Here is a 21,266-nt window from a genome sequence, read left to right as displayed (position 1 = left end):
CAACCGTGAGCGCCCTGTCTGCGGGGACGAAGCCTGTTCGCTCGGCAATCCTTGACAGATTCGAGCTTCGCTGCGGACAATCGCAGTATTGGCTGAGAGATCATTTTGACGACCCGAGATGAATATGAATTCCGAATTTGGCAGCGCGCGAACCGTTCAAGCCCTGGGCATCTGCGGTTCCCTGCTCATGGCGCTTTCCACTGGCTGCGGCACGGGAGTTTACGCGGAGAGGTTTGATGCCCGGCTGGTCGAATTGCAACGCGAGTCGGCCTTCGCTCCGCTCAATCGCTTGACGGAAGACATGCCGGTCAATTTCCGCTTGCCGGACACGTTGACGCATGCCTTCACGCTCCACTCGGCCGACACGGTCGACGCCAGCAAGCATGTCAGCCGCGCCCGCGTGCTTCCACCATTTCTACTGAACGGAGTCGGCTTTCGCGAATCATTCGAAGGGACCTATCTCGACATTTCTCAAGTGAAGACGCCGTATTATCTATATATCTGGATGCACGACGCGCCGCGGCCGAAGGACGGACTGGAAATCGTGCGAAACACGTTAGCAGCGATCCTGGGGCCTCCCGAATCCGATTGGACTGACGTGGCGGCGAAGACTCCCGATGGGCCTGAAGGGCAGACTCGAAATTGGAAGCGGATTCATTTCAAAGCCCCACAATCCTTCGAGGTTGAGCGCAATAGCAATCTGGCGGACGAAGTCATGCCCGGCATCTTCGAACTATGGGTCTACGATGCGAAAGGCTGCGATGTGGTTCTCGGCTGGCGCGCTTCGGAGGACGCCTGGGACAAGTGCAAAATCGGCGACGCCAAGCTGCAGGACATTCCCGAACTGGTCGCGGGCACAATCCAGCCCCCCACGACCGGCGAGCGCAATAAGAAACCGGTGCCCGCCAATGGCATCGGCCTCTTCGCGCCAGGGCCCGACGGCCGAGCGCCGACCGCGAAAGGATCTCCTGGGAATGGTGCGGGCGATACGACCACGCCGCCAGCCAAATCGCGGAGTGGCCGCTGAAGCGGGCCGGTCGCATTGGCGTCGGCGACCGCGGACGGAATGGTCGGGGCCAAATCAATGCGCGGATGATCAACCGGCCGAATCTGCGCCGTGATCGGCAGGATTCGCGTTTCGCGGCGGATTGGTGCGTTGTCCGACAATCGCCGCAGTCGCGAATCGATTCGATCTTAAATCCAACTGGATAGGCGGATTGCGGATTGGTTGCGGTCTATGCCGCGACCGCATTCCTACTTCGGCACACCGGTTGCTCTTCCAGGCCGCGGACTTCAGGGGGGCATGCACCGTGCGATTTCTCTCGCGGCCATGCCATACGGGCTATACATCTCCGCCGAGGGGGCCTACGCGCAGACCAAGCGCCTTGAGGCGCTCGCCAATAATTTAGCGAATGCCGACACTACGGGCTTCAAGCGCGATCTGGCCATCTTTCAGGCCCGCTATTCCGAGGAGATTCAGCGCGGAACCGATTCGCCCGGCTCCGGATCGGTCAATGATTTGGGAGGCGGAGTCACGGTGCGCGAGACCAAGACGGATTTCAGCCCGGGCACCATGAAGCGGACCGGCAACCCGACCGACATGGCGGTCGGCGGCGACGGGTTCTTCATGGTTCGCCGGCCCGACGGCGACTTTCTGACCCGGGCCGGCAACTTCATGATGACTTCGGCCGGCCGGCTCGTTACGCAAGACAACTATCCGGTGCTAAGCGATTCCGGCGCACCGATCGAAATCGATCCCGACGCCGGCGATTGGCAGCTCACGTCCACTGGCGGGATCGTGCAAGAGGGAAACCAGCAGAACGTTGCGCTGGTGCAGCCGCGATCGCTGGGGGATTTAGCCAAGGTAGGCGAAAACCTCTTCAAGCCGCTCGCCCCGCCGCAGCCGCTCGCCGACGAGCAGCGGAGCGTTCTCGGCGGCACGCTCGAACAATCCGATGTCAAGCCGACCGCCGAGATGATGGAATTGATCGAGGCCTCGCGGGCATTCGAGGCGAACATCAGCATGATCAAGAACCACGATGCGATGGCCTCCGCCCTAACCGAGCGCCTGCTGCTGACGCCGAGTTGATGAGCCACGGACGAAGCCAATGAGCCACAGATGAACACGGATATTTGACATTTTCCGTACTTCGTACTTTGCATTTCGTACTTCGTACATCGCACGTAAATAACCATGAGCATTCAAGCGCTATATACCGCCGCGACTGGCATGGAATCGCTCCAGTCGAAGTTGGACGTAATCGCCAATAACCTGGCGAACGTCAATACGACGGCTTTCAAGCAGGATCGGGCGAACTTCGAAGACCTGTTCTACCGCAACGAGGTCTTGCCCGGCTTGCAGGACAGCGCGGGACAACTGACGCCGACTGGGATCGCTTTCGGCACTGGTGCTCGGGTCGAAAGCACCCAGACCGACTATCGCCAGGGATCATTCCAGCAAACGGGGAACCAACTCGACGTGGCGATCGAAGGCAATGGGTTCTTCCAGGTGACCGATCCAGTCACGAGCAGCACTGTTTATACGCGGGCCGGGAATTTCTCGGTCAACGCGAACGGGCAATTGGTCCTTGGTTCGGCCACCGTCGGCCGGCTGCTGGAACCGGCGATCACCATTCCGCAGGACACGACGCAAATCTCGATCAGCTCGCAAGGACAAGTGTCGGTGCAGCAAGCAAATAGCACGGCGATGCAGCAGGTCGGCACGATCCAGCTTGCGCGGTTCATCAATCCGCAAGGGCTGCTCAAACTCGGCGATAACCTATATCAAGCGACTGAGGCCTCGGGCACGGCCCAGCAAGCGCTTCCCGGAACAACCGGCATGGGAACGCTGCAGCAAAATGTGCTCGAAGCGTCGAACGTACAGCCGGTGCAGCAGTTGATCGACTTGATAACCACTCAGCGGTCGTTCGAGTTGAACTCGCAAGCAATCAACGCCGGCGACCAGATCTTGCAAGACATCGCCAATTTACGCCGGCAATAGTTGCGAACCGTTTTCAACAAATCAAAAGATCTCTGTCAATGCTTAAACGTATGAAACCTGCGACCATCGCCATTGGTCTTCTCGCCCTATTTGCAACCGCCATTCGTGCGGCCGAGATCAAACTCCGCGACGAGGTGCGCACGTCGAAGAGCTTGCTGCTGCTCGGCGACCTGGCCGAAATCTATGCGGCCGATTCACAAGAGGCGAGCAAATTGGCGGCCATCGAGTTGATGCCCGCCCCGGCGGCCGGCAATCGGATGCTCGTGCGGCTGCGCGACGTTCAAGATTTGCTCGATCTCCGCGGCATCAATCTCGCGCAACACCAGTTTTCGGGCGCGGGCCAAGTTAGCGTCGTTCGCACGAACGATGCGGCGAGCAAACTCATCGCTCGGCGGCCGAACAAGGTGCTGATCTTGCAGGCCCAGCGAATGGCGAGCAACGCAATCGTTCGATATCTGCGGGAAAAAGTGGCGGACGAGGCATGGCAGGTCACCGTCGAACTCAATGACGAGCAGACGCAAGCCATCGCCGCCACACCGGAGCCCCTCACGGCCGTTGGCGGCCAGCGCCCGTGGGTCGGGCGGCAGCCGTTTCAACTGACCGTCAACGCAACCGATGGAACGGGGCAGATCAGCGTCATCGCCCAAGTGGCGCTTCCGCCGACGATCGTTGTGGCGACCCACGCCGTGCCGCGCGGCGAGATCGTGCGAGCCAGCGATATTGAACTTCAGCGGCTTTCCTCGAACACATCGGTCACGGGCGCCTTTCAAACGGCAGAGGAAGTGGTCGGCAAGGAAGCAGTGAAAGCCATCGCGCCAGGCCAAACGCTCGACGCCAATTATGTTCGCCCGCAGGTGCTGGTGCATAGCGGCGAGGTGGTCACCGTATACGGCCGCAACGCGGGGATCGTCGTCCGAATGCCGGCCCGAGCGCATGAAAACGGCGCGCATGGAGAGTTGGTCAACGTGGAATCCATGCTCGATCGGAAGTCTTTTTTGGCGCGCGTCTGCGGGCTGGACGAAGTCGAAGTGTTCGGCGGCGCGGCGACGACTTCGCCCGCGGCGTTCACGGCCGATCGCGAGAATAAAACCACGCGGAGCGAATAACCTTGAACTCGATCATTTCAATCGGCCGAACGAAATCGCAAACGAGCGCCGCCCTGCGCCGCGGGTTGCGCGTGTGGCTGGTTGTTAGCTTGGCGATCAAGCTGGTCATCGTGGCGGCGGCGATTTTCTGCGCCGCGCGAGCGCCGGGGCAGAATTCGAGCTTGTTTCATCACGATCTGCCGGCGAACGACCAAGACGCATTGCGGCTGTCGTCGAGTTCCTGGCTGTTTCAAAAGTCGGACCCGCCGGCGCAGGTGCGGCTGCACGACTTGATCACGATCTACGTCGACGAGAAATCCGCCGTGACCAGCTCGGGACAACTCGACCGCCGAAAAACCGGGAAATACGACGCCCAGTTGAAGAACTGGATTCATCTCGACGGCTGGTCGATCAAGCCGTCGCCGATGAGCAATGGCCAGCCCGAGGCCAACGGCACGCTCGACAGCCAATATCAGGCCGACGCCGAATTGCAAACCAAGGACGCTCTGACGTTCAAAATATCCGCCGAGATCGTCGACATTCGGCCGAACGGCAACCTGATCATCGAAGCTCACCACAAGATTCAAGTCAATGAAGACATCTGGGTGGCGTCGCTCTCCGGCGTGATTCGTCGCGAAGACGTGCTTCCGAATAATTCGGTCCTTAGCCAGAACATCGCCGAGTTGATGATCGAGAAGAAGGAAGTGGGCAACGTACGCGACGGCTACCGCCGCGGCTGGCTCACGCGGCTTTATGATCGACTCTCGATTTTTTAGGGACTAGGGACTCCGGGCTAGGGACTAGAGGACGCGCAAGCGGAAGTCAGGACTTTAGGTGAAAAAATGATTGAGCGACGTGCGATGCACTATGGTGGTCAAAGGCGCCCGGCGAGCGATCGTCGCTGCCTCGACTTTCCCTCGTCGCCGTTGTTTTTCGCGTTGCTCGCGACAATGGCGCTGCTATTTACCGGCAAGCAAGCCAACGCTCGCACGCTGCTAAAGAACATTTGTCACGTCAAGGGGCAAGAGGAGAACACGCTCCAAGGTTTAGGGATCGTCGTCGGCCTGAAGGGGACCGGCGACAACGCCAATTCGCTGCCGACCGTGCGCAGCCTCGCCCGAGCGATCCAGTTGATGGGCACCCCGACGGGGAAACGCGGGCCGCTCGAACTCAAGGAAGACGTAAAGAACGTCGGCCTGGTGATCGTGACGGCCACGGTGCCGCCTGCCGGCGCGCGACAGGGAGATACGATCGATTGCACAGTCAGCTCAATCGGCGGCGCGAAGAGCCTGGCCGGCGGGCAACTCTTCATCACCGCCCTACAAGGCCCGCAGATCGAAAGCGAACGCGTCTATGCTTTCGCCCAGGGATCGATTCATCTCGACGATCCGAAGTCGCCGACGACCGGTAAAGTGTTCAAAGGCTGCCGGCTGGAAGAGGATTTTTTCAATCCGTTCGTCAAGGACGGCAAGATTACGATCGTGCTCGACCGCAATCATGCCGAGTTTCAGGTGGCCGAGGATGTGGCGGAGTTGATCAACGGCCAACTCGGCTTTCAGTCGCATTCCGGCGAACTGGCTCAGGCGGTGAACCAAGAAAACGTCGTCGTGCAAATCCCGCCGCAATACAAGGACAAGCCGGTCTCGTTCGTCTCGCAGGTCTTGAGCCTCCCGATGCTCGAGCCGCAAACCGAAGCGCGAGTCGTGATCAATCAGCGGTCGGGAACGGTCGTGTTCGGCGGCGACGTCGAAATCGGCGCGGTCGTGATTACGCACAAAAACATGGTGATCGAGATTGCCGGGCCCGGCCAATCGACGGCCCCGCCGGCCAGTCGGTTCGTGCCGATTGAGACCAGTTCAACGCCAACACCGAAACTCAAGGCGCTCGTCGATACGCTCAACACGCTCAAGGTCCCGCCGGAAGACGTGATCGACATCGTCAAAGGTCTCGATCGCGACGGCAAACTCCATGGGCAATTGATTATAGAATAGTCGCCAACGAAGCACGAAGCACAGCATCGGACCGTTTAGCCGCGACCCGAAGCGCAGCGAAGGGGAGCGCGCTTCGAGGCCAATCCATCGGAACATTTCATGAGCATTGGAAGCATCTCGTCGATGAGCGCGGCCAGCTTGGCGGAGTCACATGCCAATCACTCGCTGGCGGCAACGCAACGATTGGCCAATCAGTATCTCTCGATGCAGCCGCCGACCGGCGCGCCCGGCACCGGCGCGCAATTGGCCGATCAGAGCCAGGTGCGCGAAAAGTTCGACGCCTTCGTCGGCCAATCGTTCTACGGCCAACTGCTGCACGAAATGCACAAGACCGTCGGCAAGACGGCCTATTTCAACGGCGGCCGGGCGGAAGAAGCCTTCCAAGGGCAATTGGATCAGGTGCTCTCCGAGAAAATGTCGCAAGCCAACGCTAGCCAATTCACCGGCCAGATGTTCGAACTGTTCAATGCGCAGATGCAAGCCGGCAATCGCTGATAACAACGCGGGATTCGGGATTCGTAGCGCGCGGCCCTAAGCCGCGATTTCCCCGGAACCCCGCCTCCCCAGTCTCGAGTCCCGAACCCCGAACCTTTCCACTTCGAGCATTTCATGCCAACGCAGATAATCGCCTGGGAGTCAGAACTGGCCGGCCTATTGGCCGAGCTATCGGATATTCAAACCGAATTGCTCAGCGTGCTCTCCGATAAGCGTCATCGACTGCTCACCTCCGACACGCTAGCGATGGAAGCCCTGCGCAGCCGGGAAGAAGAACTAATCGGCCGGCTGCAAGCCTGCCAGGAGCGACGCCTCGAGTTGCTAGCACAGGCGGCGGCCGAAGGATTGCCAGCGAACGATTTGAAGAGCCTGGCGGCGGCGCTGCCGCTGTCCCAGCGCAAAAACTTGAGCCCAAAGCTTCGCGAAGCGACTGCTCGTATGCGGCTCTTGCAGCACCACAGCCTGACAAATTGGGTACTCGTGCAGCGGACGCTGATTCATCTTTCTCAAGTGCTGGAGATTATCGCTACTGGCGGCCGACTACAGCCGACATATGAAAAGGACGATTCCGCCAGGTCCGGCGGATTCCTGGTAGACCGGGCGGCCTAGCCATTCTGGCCAATTTCCACCGGGATCGAGCGCGATGTCGCTGTTCAGCTCCATTCAGATGGCCAGCAATACTCTGCAAATCCAACAAATTGGATTGCAGGTCGCCGGCCAGAATATCTCCAACGCCAGCACCCCCGGTTACAGCCGCGAGGTGGTGGATCTCGCCGCTGGTCCCTCGCAGCAAGTCGGCGGATTGCTATTGGGCACTGGCGTTCAAATCCATGCGATTCAACAGGAAGTCGATCAGTTCCTCAACCAACGCGTTCGCGGCGCGGCCAGCGATCAAACGAGCACTGCCCTGAGCACGCAAACCTACCAGCAGCTCGAGAGCCTGTTCGGTGAATTGAACAGCTCGAATCTCGGCACGTCACTGACCGATTTCACTTCGAGCATTGCGCAAGTGCTCAATTCGCCGCAGGATGTTCCCACTCGCAATCTCGCGGTGCTCAAGGGGCAGACGGTGGCCAGCACTCTCAATAACTTGGCGTCGCAAGCCAGCCAACTTCGCTCGCACTTGAACGACCAAGTGATTCAAGACGCCGGCAACATCAATAGCCTGCTCAACCAAGTGGGCAAGCTCAACGTTCAAATCGCCGACGCCGAAGGGGGCAATACCACTTCGAGCCAGGCGGTCGGTCTCCGCGACCAGCGCGACCAAGCGCTTTCCGACTTGTCGAAGCTGATCAACATCACGACGACGGTCCAGCCCGACGGAACGGTGAATGTCTACAGCGGCGGCGACTATCTCATTTCCGAGGGACAGGTCCGGCAGGTCAAAGTTGATACGACCTCGGATCGCGGGCTGTCGGCCGCGAACATTCGTCTGGCCGCGACCGATTCGAAGCTAGCCATCAATTCCGGCGAAGTGGGAGGGCTGATCAACTCTCGCGATCAGATCCTCGGCGGGTTCCTCGATCAGCTCGATTCATTCGCCGGCACGTTGGCTCATGAGTTCAACAAGATCTATTCAACCGGTCAAGGATTGAACGGCTATAGCCAAGTGACGAGCACCACGCCGGTGGACGATGTGAACACGGCGCTCGATGCCACGGGGCTCAAAAACTCGCCGTCGAGCGGCACGTTTCAAGTGCTGGTCTATAACAAGGCCACCGGGCTGACGCAGACGACCAACGTGCAGGTTACCGAAAACGGCCTCGCCGGCGATACCTCGCTCTCCAATCTCGCATCACAATTGAACTCGATCAGCGGACTGTCCGCGGCAACGACGCCCGAAGGCAAACTCACGATCAGCACCACTTCGGCCGACCAACAGGTGGCCTTCGCCGGAGACACAAGCGGGACGTTGGCGGCACTGGGAATCAACACGTTTTTCACGGGATCCGATGCGCGGGGAATCGCGGTGAACAGCGCCGTCGTCCAAGACCCGTCGACCTTCGCTGCGAGCAGCGGCGGCGTGGGGGTCGATACGAATGTGGCGCAGCAACTCGCCCAATTCCAGGACTTGCCGCTGGCCTCGCAAAACGGCGCGACGATGTCGAACCTGTACGATCAGATCGCTTCGAGCGTCACCCAGGGATCGAGCGTCGCCAAGAGCGTCAGCGATAGCGCCGCGACGTTCGCCGCCTCGCTCGAGGGCCAACAGCAATCCATCAGCGGCGTCAACATCGACGAAGAAACGGTGAACATGCTGCAATATCAGCGCAACTTTCAGGCTTCGGCGAAATACATAGCGACGCTCAGCCAATTGTTGAACGATTTAGTCCAGCTATAAGGATGCCTGACAAATCCGGCGGGGACTGTCCCGCGTTTGCGCGGGCACCATCGCCGCGATGGTCGGCGGAGCAAAACGGGGACTGTCCCCTTCTCCCAGCCGGATTTGTTAGGCATTCTAAAAACTCATGACCGCCATCGCTCCCATTCCTGCCACGCGAGTCAGCGATCTGCTGACCACCCAGCGGCTCAACGCGCAGTTGCAGGCCGATGAGATCGGCTTGCAGCAGCTCGAGAGCCAGGTGTCCACGGGACAGCGGCTGACCCTGCCGAGCGATGATCCGACGGCGGCGGCCCAAGCCATTAATTTGAACCGGTTGATTCAACAGAAGACCCAAATCAAGAACAATCTCGATACCAACCAATCGTATTTGACGGAAACCGACACCGCGCTGGGAAATGTGGCGAACCTGTTGTCCAACGCTCGCTCGACGGCCCTTTCCGTAGCCGGCACAGTGGCCGACAGCTCCCAGCGCCAAACCGCGGCCCAAGTGGTCGCCAGCGCCATCCAGCAATTGACCGACATCGGCAATCAGAGCTTCAACGGCCGCTATCTGTTCGCCGGTTCGCAGGCCGGAACGTCGCCGTTTCAAACCGACGGTTCGTATGTCAAATATGTCGGCAATGCCGAGCAACTCACCAGCTTGTCCGACATCAGCCAACTCTTCCAAACCAACGTGAGCGGCGCGGATGCGTTTGGCGCGCTCTCGACCGGAGTGAGCGGCGCCGCCAATCTCACGCCCAACGTCACGGCCGACACCAGGCTCTCCGATCTCGATGGCGGCCAAGGCGTAAATAAGGGGAGCATCACGATCTCCGACGGCGCACATTCCAGCGTCGTCGATCTGAGCAACGCGGTCACGCTCGGCGACGTGGCCAATCTGATCGAGTCGCATCCGCCGCTCGGAAGAACGCTCCGCGTCGATATCACATCCACCGGGCTGAATGTCTCGCTCGACGCCGCCGGCGGGGGCAATCTAACGATCACGGAAGTCGGCAACACGACCACCGCCGCACAACTTGGCATCTTGAGCCCGAACAACGTCGGCACGGCGGTCGTTGGCAAGCCGCTCAATCCCCAGCTCACACTCACCACGTCGCTATCGGACATCCTCGGTTCGCAAGCCCAGGCCAACCTGATTTCATCCGGCAGCGATAAAGACATCGTCATCCAAGCTAACAACCACGGCGCTGCCTACAACGGCTTTGCCGTTCACCTGATCGACGATCACACGGTCACCGTCGGCTCCGAAAAGGTGAACTACGATGCGGTCGGAAAAACGATCACGATCGACATCGCCAGCGGCCTGAGCACCGCTAAGGACGTGGTGCATGCCCTCAACAACAACGCCGCGTTTTCGGCCGACTTCACAGCCGCTCTGGACCCGGCCGAACTCAAAAACGATGGCAGCGGCACGCTCGACACAACCCCAACCGCCACGACCGCCGGCGGCAGCGGAGTGAACTTCGACAGCGGCTCAGGCCTGCAAATCGCCAACGGCGGCCAGACCTATACGATCGACACCAGCGGCGATCACACCGTCGAGGATTTGCTCAACACGCTCAACGGCTCGCCCGCTTCGCTGTCGGCGGAGATCAATTCGTCGGGCAATGGCATTAACATTCGCTCGCGGCTTTCGGGGTCCGATTTTTCGATCGGCGAGAACGGCGGCTCGACGGCCGCCCAGCTCGGCGTGCGCACGTTCAACGGTTCGACATTATTGACGCAATTGAATTACGGCATCGGCATCCATACGGCGACGAGCGGCACGGATTTCATCGTCCAGCGCCCGGATGGATACCAACTCAAGGTCACGGTTGGCTCCGCCAAGACGATTCAAGACGTCATCAACCTGATTAACAACGACCCGAACAATCAGGTCGCGGCCAACAAAGTCACTGCCCAGCTTGCATCGACAGGCAACGGCATCGTCCTCACCACGACCGACCCTTCGACGGTTTCCCCATTGGCCGTGATCGAGCAGAATGGCAGCACCGCGGCCCAAGACCTTGGATTAGTCCCCGCCGGTCAAACGCAAAGCAATCCGGCGACCGCGTCCGGCGGAACAACAACGATCGCCGGCGCCGACGTCAACCCGCAGGAAACGGATAGCGCCTTCAACGCGCTGATCCGCCTCAAATCGGCGCTGGAAAACAACGACACGAACGGGATCAATCGCGCGATCGGGCTGCTCGACGGCGCGTCGAGTCAACTCGATTTGACACGCGCCGACCTCGGTGCCCGAGAACAAACGCTAAACACGGTGAGCACTTCCTTGGCCACGGAGCAGGACAACCTGCAATCGAGCCTGTCGAACACGGTCGATGTCGATATGGCCAGCGCGATCACGAACCTGACGGCGCTTCAGACTTCCTTCACCGCTACGCTGCAGATGACGGCCCAAATCTCGAAACTGACCCTGCTGAATTACCTGTGAGCGGCGATTTGCGATAGTGTACCTCTCACGCGGAAGGTGAGGGGTACACTTTATTTCGACTCGCGCTTCCAGGCGAGCGTCACGCCCAGGCTGTTCAGGTCTTGCCCGAGTTCTTCCCCGAGAGAATGCAGCCAACCGGTGGTGGCGGGGCGCCCTTGATCGGCGCCGTCGCCGGTCGTGGGCGGACTCGGCGTCGGGGCAGACGACTCGGGCGCGGCGGTCTCCTTTTCCGCGGGCTTCTCATCCGGCGCGGGTTGCTCGACCGCGGTGGTCGCGCCGACAGGCGTTGCAGCGTTGTTCGAGCTTGGTTGTTCGATTGGCGCCGATGTAGCGGGATCTACATTCGCGACAGGAGCTTTCTCCGCGGCGCTGGGCTTCGTTGGTTGTTCTGGTTTTGGTTCAGATCCTCCGACAGCCCGCGCGTCGTCACTATTTTTGGGCACGACCACCTGCCGCGCGTTCGCGTTCTTCGGCTGGGTCTGGGGATCGGCGGTGACGATTGGCGCGTCGGGCAGCGGACCGATCGACTCCGGTTGCGATTGAGCCGTCGCCGTCGCTAACCAACTCACGATCGCCGGCAATTCACGATCCGGCTTGCCGGCGGTTTGCCAAGCGGCCTCCAATCGCGTCCATTCGGCCCGGCGCCGATCGTACTCGGCACGGTCGAGGTGGAATGTGTCATAGACCTGAATGCGATAGGCACGAGCGGCCTTTTCAAGCTGCTCTTCCTGCGGCGATGGGGAATCGGAGTTCCCAACCGCCAAACCCGCGGCAATCACGACGGCCAGCAAATGCGTTATCATGCGAATCACCCGAAGTGCGATCAAAAAAAAGAAAGAGGACGCCAATTACAGCGTCCTCGCAAGCCTAGGTCGCATTTCAGAACAGGTCAAATCGCCGCCGCATCGCTCCCTCTCCCTATGGGAGAGGGCTGGGGTGAGGGAAATTGCCAAGGACGCTCAACCCTCACCCCGCCCTCTCCCAAGGGGAGTGGGTTTCCCGTTCGTACTTCGTACTTCGTGCTTACTATTGCTTTCGCTGCACGTGAACCTTCACCCGGTATTGGCCGGGAAAATCGCTGCCGGCCTGCTCTGGGCGCATCGCGATGGCCAAATGGAATTGACCGGTTTTTTCCGCCGTGAATGTGAGGTGGCTGCCGATCTTGAAATAGTCTTCGCCGTTGCCGATCTTTCCGATCAACGCTCCGACCGGAATCTGCGCCTTGGGGCTTGCAAATATGCCGAAGTTCGCCCCGGCAGTTCCCCCGTCGGGCGTGCTCATCGCCTGAGCGCCCCAGGGAGTCATGGCAATCGATCCCGTGGCGGACACGGTCACCGTGTCGCCGCGTTCGAGGCGAATGTTCGTGTTCAGCGTGCCGTTGTGCACCATGTGAGAGCTATTGACGGTGAAATTAACCGGCAGCTCCTCTTTCTTTGCCACATCGCGGTCGATGTGGCGAACATCGGCCAGCTTGATTGTCAGTGGCCCGTATAAGCTGCTGATCGCGAACGATTGCGGCACGATCCGGCCGACGATTGTAAACTCCGTGGTCACGACCGTGTCGTCTGGGATATAGGCGGCGGCGCCGGAGTTTGGCTTGTCGTTCGGCGAATCGTCGGCGTCATCTTGCGCCTGCTCGAATTCGCTAAGTATTGCTCGCACTCGGGTGCGGCGCTCGGCGTCGGAATCGTCGCGGCGGCGTTCGAGTTCCGCCCGCACCGGGGGTCCCAATTTCATGAGCGCCTGCTGGGCGGCCTCGCGATCGTTAAACGTGCCCGAGCCGAGGTCTTCGATCCAGCCGGCGATTTGCTTGGCCAGCGTCGGATGGCTGGCGAGCCCGGGGGTGAAGCTGAGAATCTTCGCCACGGGAACGTTAAGCATCCCAAACTTCGTTTCGATCGACAGGTCTTTGAGCGACAGCCGGCCGGTGATCACCGAGCCATCCATCAAATGCATGCGGAGCGACTCGGGATCGGCGGCGTCGAGCGGCGCATCGCCGCCCAGCCTCGACGCATCAGCCGTCGCCGGGCTCGGCTTCGCGGCGGGCTTCGCAGGATCCGCGCGGTTCGTTTCGGTTGCGATCTGGTCGACGGGCTTTTGGTTGTCGGGCTTTTTGTCGTCAGCGGAAGCCAGCCTCGCGGGCACGACCAGCCAGGTCAGCAGCAAGCCAATGAGCAAAGAACGCGTCGCGAGTCTCACGTGACTCCTCCTCTTGATGCCAGAAATCCGGCGAAAAGAATGGCGAGTGAGCCATGAATCTTGAATTGCCCTGATCCCAAGACCATTATAACGGTCGCCGGGACGGATTGCACGAATTGGTCGCGAGAGACGCGAGAGATCGCCGGCTTCGGCCCTTGCTCGGCCGGTCTTATGGAGAGGGGACGCGATGCAGCGTCCCCTCTTGGGCACCCATGCCCACGGCTCGGCGTGGGTATGAGACGTAACGAGGCATGGCCACTCAGGGCAGTGGCCATGGTACCCGTCAATTCAGCATTGATGCTCTACTAGCGCGGTGCACGAGCCGGCGGCTCGGGGCGGGTCGCGCTGCTCACCCCCTCGCGGCGGCCCAATTTGGCGTCGGCCCGCATCGGCTTGGATTCGCGCATATATTCAAAGTCCACGGTTCCCGGCTCGATGCGGTGCAGGATTCGCCCGAAGTCGGCCAGATTGGTGATCCGCTCTCCGTGCCAGGTGGTGATCACGTCTCCTTCCCGCAACCCCGCCAGAAATGCCGGCGTGTCGGGATAGACACGGCGGACAATCAGCCGATCGGGATAGCGGTCGTCGAACACCACGCCGAAGTAGGCGAAATCGTCGTCATACACCTCATCGACGTAGAAAATGCTTGGTTCCAGGTAAACGACCTCCTCGCGCCCGTCTCGCCAGACGACCACCGTGATTCGCTCATCGTTGTTCATGCCATAAACAAACTGATCGAAATCATCCGGCCGCGCAAGTCGATGGCCGTTCACTGAAATGATGAAATCTCCAGGGCGCAGGCCTGCTTTAAAAAGCATACTGGTCTTCGCCAAATCGGAAACGGCCAGCCCGCGCTCGGTGACGCGACCGAATGTGATCCCCAAATCACGATCGGATCGGTGAGCTTGCCGGTGCACGTCTCGAGCGGTCGATCGTTGGTCGGCGTTGCGCCGATCGGTGCTGCCCGGAGCGGGTATCGCTTCGCGATCGCGAGAAGTAGGGCTCGTCTCGCGCGGGGCTGGCGTCGTCTCGCGCGGAGCCGTGTCCTTAGGATTCTGCGCTTTTTCACGAAGCGCCGGGTTGGTCTCCCGCGGGGCCGGAGTCACATCGCGCGGGTTCTTCGCGGGCTCGCGCGGTGCGGCGTCCTTTGAATCCTTGTTGCTGGGTTGCGGATTAGCCTCCTTGGGAGCCGCGTTCTTGGGCGCGACATCTTTTGGCGCGGCGCCCTTTGGCGGGACGTCCTTGGGCGGATTTGCCGGCGGATCGGCGGCGCTCACGCGCCCCAGGAGTAGAGCCATACCAACCGCTGCCACAATCAACGCTCGACCGACGGATAGAAACTCTCTCATGATGGTTCTCCTTCTTCTCGTTCTTACGGCATCAAGCGAGAGGTAGCTCGGTAAATACGCAATGGCTACCTGCTTTGCCGCCAATCACGGCGCCGCATATCGCGTTCCATAACTTGCTGCACCGCGTTCCGTGCCTGATTCGGCTCGCCCGCAGTCAAGTCTAAGACGAAGGACTCCAGTGGGTTACTGGAATCCGCGGTAGGAAAATGATTTCGATTGGCCTGGATAAGATTCTCGGCAACACGACCGATCAAGGGATGCGCAAGGTCGGTGGTGCTGAGCAAAAAGCGGCCAGGAGTGATTCCTAGGGCATTGAGGCTGTTGGGACTCGAACCCAAGACCTACGGATTAAAAGTCCGTTGCTCTACCGACTGAGCTACAGCCTCTCGCCGCCTTTTTGGATGAGAACGGGCAGAACCCTCGTGCCGAATCTCCGGACGGCGAACTCCTGATTCTATGCGGGCGGCGGTTGCCGCGAAACCCGTTTCGAAGACCGCCTTACAAATCCGCCGGGGACTGTCCCCCTCTCCCCCGCCAGACTTGTCAGGCACACTCATGTTATGATGCAATAACATTGAACCAAGTTCGCGAATCGACCGCATGAGCTTTTCCGAGAATCCGGATCCATTGGCTGGGGCAATTTCGGCGGCCTATGCGACGGCCGACGAGCGGGCCGGCTTCGTTCGTAAGTGCTACCTGCACATCTGCGGCGGCGTGTTTGCCTTGATTGGCGTTGAGGCGATCCTGTTGCAAGTTCCGTTCGGGCCGTCGTTGGCGGACCTGATGCTCGCCGCCCCTTATTGTTGGCTTGTCGTGATCGTGCTGTTCGTCGCGGTTGGCCATTTCGGAGACTATTGGGCGGAATCGGCCAAGACGGTCCCGATGCAATACGCCGGGCTGGCATTTTACATCGTCGCGCAGGCCGTCGTTTTTATGCCGTTGCTGCTGGTCGTCGAGCGGATCGGTCCGGATCGCGTGCTTCCGCAGATTGGAATGATCGCGGCCGTGATGTTCGGCGGGCTGACGTCGATCGTGCTCGTGACGGCCCAGAGTTTCATCCTACGGCGACTTCTCCAGTTGTTCGGCGGGCTGGCTGGGCTCTTGATTATCGCCTGGGGCGCTTCGACGAGTCATCCGCTCGCAATTCCCGTCGTCGTGGCGATCATCGGCCTGGCCGGCGCTTACATGCTGTACACAACGTCGAGAGTCATGTACGAGTTTCACCTCTGGCAATATACGGCAGCCTCGCTGGCCCTGCTCGCCTCGGTCGCGCTGCTACTTTGGGACTTGCTCCAATTCCGCTTGAGTCGCCGATGAAAATGCGGGACGGGGCACCCGCTGTCGCTATTCAGAGCGCCTAACGAATCCGGCGGGGACTGTCCCCTTTTTGCGGAGCGGGCACCATCGCCGCAACGGTCGGCAGCAAAACCGGGACTGTCCCCTTCTCCCAGCCGGATTTGTTAGGTGCTCACAAGCCCTTCTTGGCAGCCAGTTTGAGGTATGATATTGTAAGACCGTCAGCAACGATCAAATTATTGGGAGGCCCAAGGCCATGAGTTATTCCGAGAACCCGTACCAGTCATCTTGGGGCACGATCGCGGCCAACGCGGCGGTCGATGAGCGCACCGACTTCATCCGCAAGACCTATCTGCACCTCGGCGGAGCCGTGCTCGCCTTTATCGGCATCGAAGCAATCTTGCTCAATCTACCGATCGGCGCGCAAATAGTCGATTTGATGCTCGCCCAGCGTTATAGCTGGCTGATCGTCATGGCCCTGTTCATCGGCATCAGTTACTTGGCGTCGAGCTGGGCCCAGTCTGCCACTTCAGTCTCAAAGCAATACGCCGGGCTCGGGCTCTACGTCGTCGCCGAATCGATCGTCTTCTTGCCGATCTTGCTCATTGCCGATCGCTTCTATCCGGGCGTGATTCCGCAGGCCGGGATGATCACGGCCGTGATGTTCGGCGGACTGACGATGATCGTGTTCGTCACCGGCCACGACTTCTCGTACCTGCGCACGATCCTGATGCTGATGGGCCTGGCATCGCTGGTGCTTGTAGCTTGGGCCGTGTTCAGCAATCACGCGCTGGGGATTCCGTTCAGCGTGGCGATGATCGCCTTCGCCTGCGGATACATCCTGTACGACACGTCGAACGTAATGCACCATTATCGGATCGGCCAACACGTAGCAGCCTCGCTCGCCCTGTTCGCCTCTGTGGCATTGCTCTTCTACTACGTGCTGCGGCTCTTGATGCAATTGAACCGCCGCTAGCCGTTCCGCCTTGCTCCATCGCCGGCCTGCCATGAGCTTGTCGAAATGGAGTGAGGGCGATTCCAAACCGATCCGAATGCCATCAGAAGAGCCGGTGAGACGCGAGTCTCTCCGGCTCGTCTTTTCGCGCACAAATCCTCAAAATCCTGTCAGAAAAATCTCGACGGGATTCACGGGATTGTTTTTGTTGGCTGTCCCGAAGTCGGTGGGCCGGGTCGATGAGTTGCCGATCATTCGTCGCACGTGCCGGCATCAGCGCGAGACTCCGCTCAAAACAGTGCCGGTGTGGTGCCCGCGCTTGCATTCGCCGTTGAGCATGACTATTTTGGGGATCGGACGTCGCCTTTTGCCTGACGACCGGATATTGACCGTCGTGAGTCACCGGACACCAATTCCCGCAACAGTCGTTAATGATTCCAATCAAGATTCCAATCCGCCGCACGACCCCCGAAGATTGCCAGCGGCGTTTTGTTTCGCCGCGCCTCTATTCGCCCCGGCGGTTCCGTCTCGCCGCGCGACGCAGCCACTGCGCCTTCTTGATCGCTCTTCTTCTCGGCTTCACCGCGACGAGCGGCGTCGCCGGCACGAGTGGCACTTGGACCGACACGACGTCGGGCGGGCTCTGGTCAAAACCTGGGAATTGGTCGGGCGGAATCATCGCCGACGGGACAGACGCCACAGCGGACTTTAGCACTCTCAACATTACGGTCGACAACACAGTCCACCTTGACACTCCACGAGCGGTAGGTTTTTTGAGGTTTGGCGACACAACTCCGTCAAATAATTGGACGCTCGACAATAACGGGAATCCGCTGAACACTCTCACGCTGGCATCCTCGTCAGGCGGCCCGCTAATTCAAGTCAAAAACCAAACCGCAACAATCAGTGCGATCCTCGCCGGCTCCGAGGGATTCTTCACGACGAGCGGTACTGGCACTTTGACGCTCACCGGAGCCAACACGCTTTCAGGACCAACGTATGTCGAGGGAGGCTTTCTTCAGCTTAGTAATGGACTTGCTTTGCAGAACAGCACGCTCTCCCAAGTCAACAGCAACACTCTAATCTTCGGCGGCTCCATCGGCACCTTTACGCTGGGTGGGTTGTCGGGCGCATACAACTTGTCACTGACCGACAAACTTGGATCGGCGATCAATCTACGCGTTGGCAATAACAACGCCGATACTTCGTATGGTGGAACGCTGAGCGGTGCCGGCTCGCTGACCAAGGTCGGCACCGGAACGCTGACGCTCAGCGCACCCAACACATACACGGGCCAGACAACTATCCTTGGAGGCACGCTGCTCCTGACCACTAGCGCGTCTCCGCTTTTCAGCAGCACCGTCGTTTGCAATAGCGAAGACGGGCTCGCATTCAACCAAATTCCCAGCAGCGATGTGACGATCGGAGCGCTGGCGGGCACCGGTGATATCTCGCTCAATGTTGACGGCGGCTTCGGCACCACTGTCGGTATTACTCTCGACGTAGGCGGCAACGGCGCCAGCACAACCTACAGCGGCGCGTTGAGCGGGTTTGGCGGGTTAAAAAAGCTCGGAAGTGGAGTCATGACCTTAAGCGGCGCGAATTCGTATAGCGGCTGGACGACCATCGATGGCGGCACCGTAAAGCTCGATGGGGCTGGAACTCTAGGCAGCCGAACAGGAACACTCTATATCAGGAACAGCGGAATTCTTGACTTGAACGGCGTCTCGGTCGGTGTTGGAGATATGACCAGTGACTTGAGTTCGATCACAGTCGTGAACAACAAACCTGGCACTTTGGCCACCTTGACAATCGACACCGAAGAGCCCGGAACTGCCTCTTATAGCGGAATTATCGGCAGTAATTCGACAGGTGCGGGCACGATCGCTCTGGTCAAGACGGGTCCAGCGAGCGAATCGATTGCGGGAGCGTACGCCGCAACGACAACCGTCGAGCGCGGGACACTCGAATGCACTCTTGCCAAAAATGGCTCAGCCACCACCTTCATTTCGGCGGGCACCGATTTCTCAACCGCGGCGTTGATCTGCGGTGTGGGGCTTCGCGGGTCGTACGCAGGTATCGGGTCAACCGCCATTGGGCCTGCGATGGGTACGAGCGCTGATCTGCGCGCCGGTCGGAGCAGTTCGGGCTTTGGCAGCGTCGAGATGCAGTGGCGCGCGGTTAACATTGGCGATAGATCAAGCGTTGCGAGTGATGTGTTGAATCTGACCCATATGTCGCCGATCTCGGGGACTCATGTGCAGACCGATCCGTTTGCCTTGCAGATGACGTACATTCCAGGCGCGCTGGCCGGAGATGAGAGCACGCTGGCGGCCGAGGGATTGCTTCTGCTCGGCTGGCTTGATACGAGCCAGAATCAGCCGTTTGGGCTCTGGGAGGACGCGACGGCTGGAAATTTCGGGAGCGGGCTGCATGGCGATGTGTTTCAGAATGTCCAAAGCTCTTGGGATGCTTTTGCTTCTGCAAACTCAATCACCGATTCCAATGTCGGAAACTTTCTCGGCAGCTACGGCGTCGACGTGGCCCATCACATGGTCTGGGCGGTGGTGAATCACAACAGCCAATTCGCGGCCGTCCCGGAGCCGTCCAGCCTGATTCTTCTCGCAATTGGCGGCATTGCGCTCGGCGGGCGATTGCATCAACGGAGACGGCGGATGGGCAGCAGAGCGAATTAATGGTCTCGCCCATTGCGAGCATCAAATGCGGCGGAACGTGCGGAGTCAGGTTCTGGCCACTGATGGCAGCCGATCAGTCGTTCGTCGCCTGCTTTACGCCATTGTTCTCAAGCGCCGTGTACGTGTCGGCCGGCATCAGACCGAGCCATGGATCGGAGCGCGGGGTGAGGAACAATTCGGCGTAGACGCGATCGTTGAAAGCGTCGATCTCCGCCGTTGTCCCGGCGGCCAGCCATTGATGGATTTGTCGATGGAACAGGTACTCGTTTCGCGCGGTATCGACTCCGATTGAACCCTGGAAATTACGGACCATCCGCACCAGCGGGTCCTCGACCACCATCTTGGAAATCGCCAAACGCGCGGCTTTGGCGGCAGCCGGATGCTGGCTGCGGATCAAGGCCAGGCTGGCGGCGTCCAACTGGGAGTCGCCAGCGTGCAATTGGGCGATGCGGTTCCAAATGTCGTCGGTGGTGGCCTGAGCGACACCCAGCGTCTTGAGATCCTGCTGGTAAGCCGTCTCGATTGCCGCCGCACGATCGCGATGATAACTGGCTAAGAAGCTTTCTCGCTCGCCGGCCGACATGCCGGCCGCCTGCTTCGCCGTCTTTTCAGCCCGCTCTAACTCACGTAGGAATGCCTTCGGTCCATACAGTCCCGGCAGGGCATCGATGATCCGGCCGTCGGAATCGAGCACGTAATGGATGCTGTTGCCGGTGAGCGTCCGCTCGAGCTTCCGACCGTCGCCGAAATCGATCGTCACCTTCGGAACCGGCCGCACAGATTTCCAATGCAGTATGAAGCGATCGCGGAGCGCCTCGCTGATTTCGGCATTGGCGTAAAGCGTCGTGCGGAAGAAGCGGCTGTTGGCGCAACTGTATTCGTCGGTGAGCTTGCCGAGCAAGCGGAGCGAAAGAAGCGGCTTCCCTTCGCGCTTGGCAGCGGCCTTCGCTTCGTCGAAGTCGGTGTACCAGAACAGGCGCGAGGCGTGGCAATCGCGCTGACCGCTCACCTGATCGAGGGCTGTCCGCAAGCGTTGCCAGGCGAGTTCGTCGGGGTCAGGATCATGCTTCGCGGCCGAGGATGCGATCACGAGGCCCTGCATCGCGGTGTGCTTCGTAATCATCTCGGCATGCGTTGTCAGCAACGCTTGCAAACCGGCGGGGCCTTGCGTTCGCAACAGCCGAATCGCCGGCTCCGCAACCGTCGGGTCATCGGAGACGGCGTTTGTCGCCATACTTTGGAGCAATTCCTTCGGATCGCCGCAGCCGCTGGCCGAGCGCTCGAAAGACCAAACTGCGAGACCTGACGATGCCAGAATGGCGATGATCGCGACCCGTCGCATGGGAATCTCCTTTGCAAAGAACGCTTGATGTGCCGGCGAATGCGGGATCGTGGGAATCCCGCATCGAATGCCGCTGCAT

General features: G+C 59.9%; 17 protein-coding genes and 1 tRNA gene. 13 read left to right on the top strand and 5 right to left on the bottom strand.

Going from position 1 to position 21,266, the window contains the following annotated elements; genetic code table 11:
• Positions 1–124 precede the first annotated feature (124 nt).
• The 10 genes from VGY55_22965 to flgL all read left to right on the top strand — a co-directional run bounded on the left by VGY55_22965 (position 125) and on the right by flgL (position 11,350).
• Positions 125–1,027, top strand: coding sequence for a hypothetical protein (locus VGY55_22965; GenBank protein ID HEV2972847.1), 903 nt, complete (start codon positions 125–127; stop codon positions 1,025–1,027).
• Between the two features lie 303 nt (positions 1,028–1,330).
• Positions 1,331–2,089 (top strand): flagellar basal-body rod protein FlgF, encoded by a 759-nt coding sequence (gene flgF, locus VGY55_22960; GenBank protein HEV2972846.1) that lies wholly within the window; start codon positions 1,331–1,333, stop codon positions 2,087–2,089.
• A 105-nt stretch (positions 2,090–2,194) separates the two neighbouring features.
• A complete protein-coding gene (flgG, locus tag VGY55_22955) occupies positions 2,195–3,001 on the top strand; it encodes a flagellar basal-body rod protein FlgG (protein ID HEV2972845.1) in 807 nt (268 codons plus the stop codon).
• Positions 3,002–3,051: 50 nt separating this feature from the next.
• Entirely contained in the window at positions 3,052–4,107 is a 1,056-nt protein-coding gene (flgA, locus tag VGY55_22950) for a flagellar basal body P-ring formation chaperone FlgA (GenBank protein HEV2972844.1), read from the top strand.
• A 2-nt stretch (positions 4,108–4,109) separates the two neighbouring features.
• Positions 4,110–4,862, top strand: a complete 753-nt coding sequence (locus VGY55_22945; GenBank protein HEV2972843.1) for a flagellar basal body L-ring protein FlgH — start codon at positions 4,110–4,112, stop codon at positions 4,860–4,862.
• A 174-nt stretch (positions 4,863–5,036) separates the two neighbouring features.
• Positions 5,037–6,077 carry a flagellar basal body P-ring protein FlgI gene (locus VGY55_22940; GenBank protein HEV2972842.1) on the top strand — a complete coding sequence of 347 codons (1,041 nt, stop codon included), beginning with the start codon at positions 5,037–5,039 and terminating at the stop codon, positions 6,075–6,077.
• A 99-nt stretch (positions 6,078–6,176) separates the two neighbouring features.
• On the top strand, positions 6,177–6,572 hold the full coding sequence (locus VGY55_22935; GenBank protein ID HEV2972841.1) for a rod-binding protein: 396 nt from the start codon (positions 6,177–6,179) through the stop codon (positions 6,570–6,572).
• Between the two features lie 114 nt (positions 6,573–6,686).
• Positions 6,687–7,181: a flagellar export chaperone FlgN gene (flgN, locus tag VGY55_22930; protein ID HEV2972840.1), complete on the top strand. Its 495-nt coding sequence runs from the start codon at positions 6,687–6,689 to the stop codon at positions 7,179–7,181.
• Positions 7,182–7,215: 34 nt separating this feature from the next.
• A complete protein-coding gene (flgK, locus tag VGY55_22925) occupies positions 7,216–8,913 on the top strand; it encodes a flagellar hook-associated protein FlgK (protein HEV2972839.1) in 1,698 nt (565 codons plus the stop codon).
• Between the two features lie 127 nt (positions 8,914–9,040).
• Positions 9,041–11,350, top strand: coding sequence for a flagellar hook-associated protein FlgL (gene flgL, locus VGY55_22920; protein HEV2972838.1), 2,310 nt, complete (start codon positions 9,041–9,043; stop codon positions 11,348–11,350).
• A gap of 50 nt (positions 11,351–11,400) precedes the next feature.
• On the opposite strand, the gene VGY55_22915 is transcribed toward flgL, so the two are convergent.
• The 4 genes from VGY55_22915 to VGY55_22900 form a co-directional block, all read right to left on the bottom strand.
• The gene (locus tag VGY55_22915) at positions 11,401–12,153 is read right to left on the bottom strand and encodes a hypothetical protein (GenBank protein ID HEV2972837.1); all 753 of its coding nucleotides are present in this window, start codon (positions 12,151–12,153) and stop codon (positions 11,401–11,403) included.
• 223 nt (positions 12,154–12,376) lie between these two features.
• Positions 12,377–13,549: a hypothetical protein gene (locus VGY55_22910; protein HEV2972836.1), complete on the bottom strand. Its 1,173-nt coding sequence runs from the start codon at positions 13,547–13,549 to the stop codon at positions 12,377–12,379.
• Positions 13,550–13,854: 305 nt separating this feature from the next.
• A complete protein-coding gene (locus VGY55_22905) occupies positions 13,855–14,898 on the bottom strand; it encodes a PDZ domain-containing protein (GenBank protein HEV2972835.1) in 1,044 nt (347 codons plus the stop codon).
• A gap of 313 nt (positions 14,899–15,211) precedes the next feature.
• A tRNA-Lys gene (locus VGY55_22900) sits at positions 15,212–15,284 on the bottom strand.
• Positions 15,285–15,498: 214 nt separating this feature from the next.
• Here VGY55_22900 and VGY55_22895 point away from each other — a divergent pair.
• The 3 genes from VGY55_22895 to VGY55_22885 all read left to right on the top strand — a co-directional run bounded on the left by VGY55_22895 (position 15,499) and on the right by VGY55_22885 (position 19,845).
• A complete protein-coding gene (locus VGY55_22895) occupies positions 15,499–16,215 on the top strand; it encodes a hypothetical protein (protein HEV2972834.1) in 717 nt (238 codons plus the stop codon).
• Positions 16,216–16,450: 235 nt separating this feature from the next.
• On the top strand, positions 16,451–17,170 hold the full coding sequence (locus tag VGY55_22890) for a Bax inhibitor-1 family protein (GenBank protein HEV2972833.1): 720 nt from the start codon (positions 16,451–16,453) through the stop codon (positions 17,168–17,170).
• 410 nt (positions 17,171–17,580) lie between these two features.
• On the top strand, positions 17,581–19,845 hold the full coding sequence (locus tag VGY55_22885) for an autotransporter-associated beta strand repeat-containing protein (GenBank protein ID HEV2972832.1): 2,265 nt from the start codon (positions 17,581–17,583) through the stop codon (positions 19,843–19,845).
• Between the two features lie 73 nt (positions 19,846–19,918).
• Here VGY55_22885 and VGY55_22880 read toward each other — a convergent pair whose 3' ends face one another.
• Positions 19,919–21,187 carry a hypothetical protein gene (locus tag VGY55_22880; GenBank protein ID HEV2972831.1) on the bottom strand — a complete coding sequence of 423 codons (1,269 nt, stop codon included), beginning with the start codon at positions 21,185–21,187 and terminating at the stop codon, positions 19,919–19,921.
• Positions 21,188–21,266 lie beyond the last annotated feature (79 nt).

Source organism: Pirellulales bacterium, from assembly GCA_035939775.1.
In the GTDB taxonomy this organism is placed as follows: Bacteria; Planctomycetota; Planctomycetia; order Pirellulales; family DATAWG01; genus DASZFO01.
This window is presented reverse-complemented; position numbering and strand designations above follow the sequence as displayed.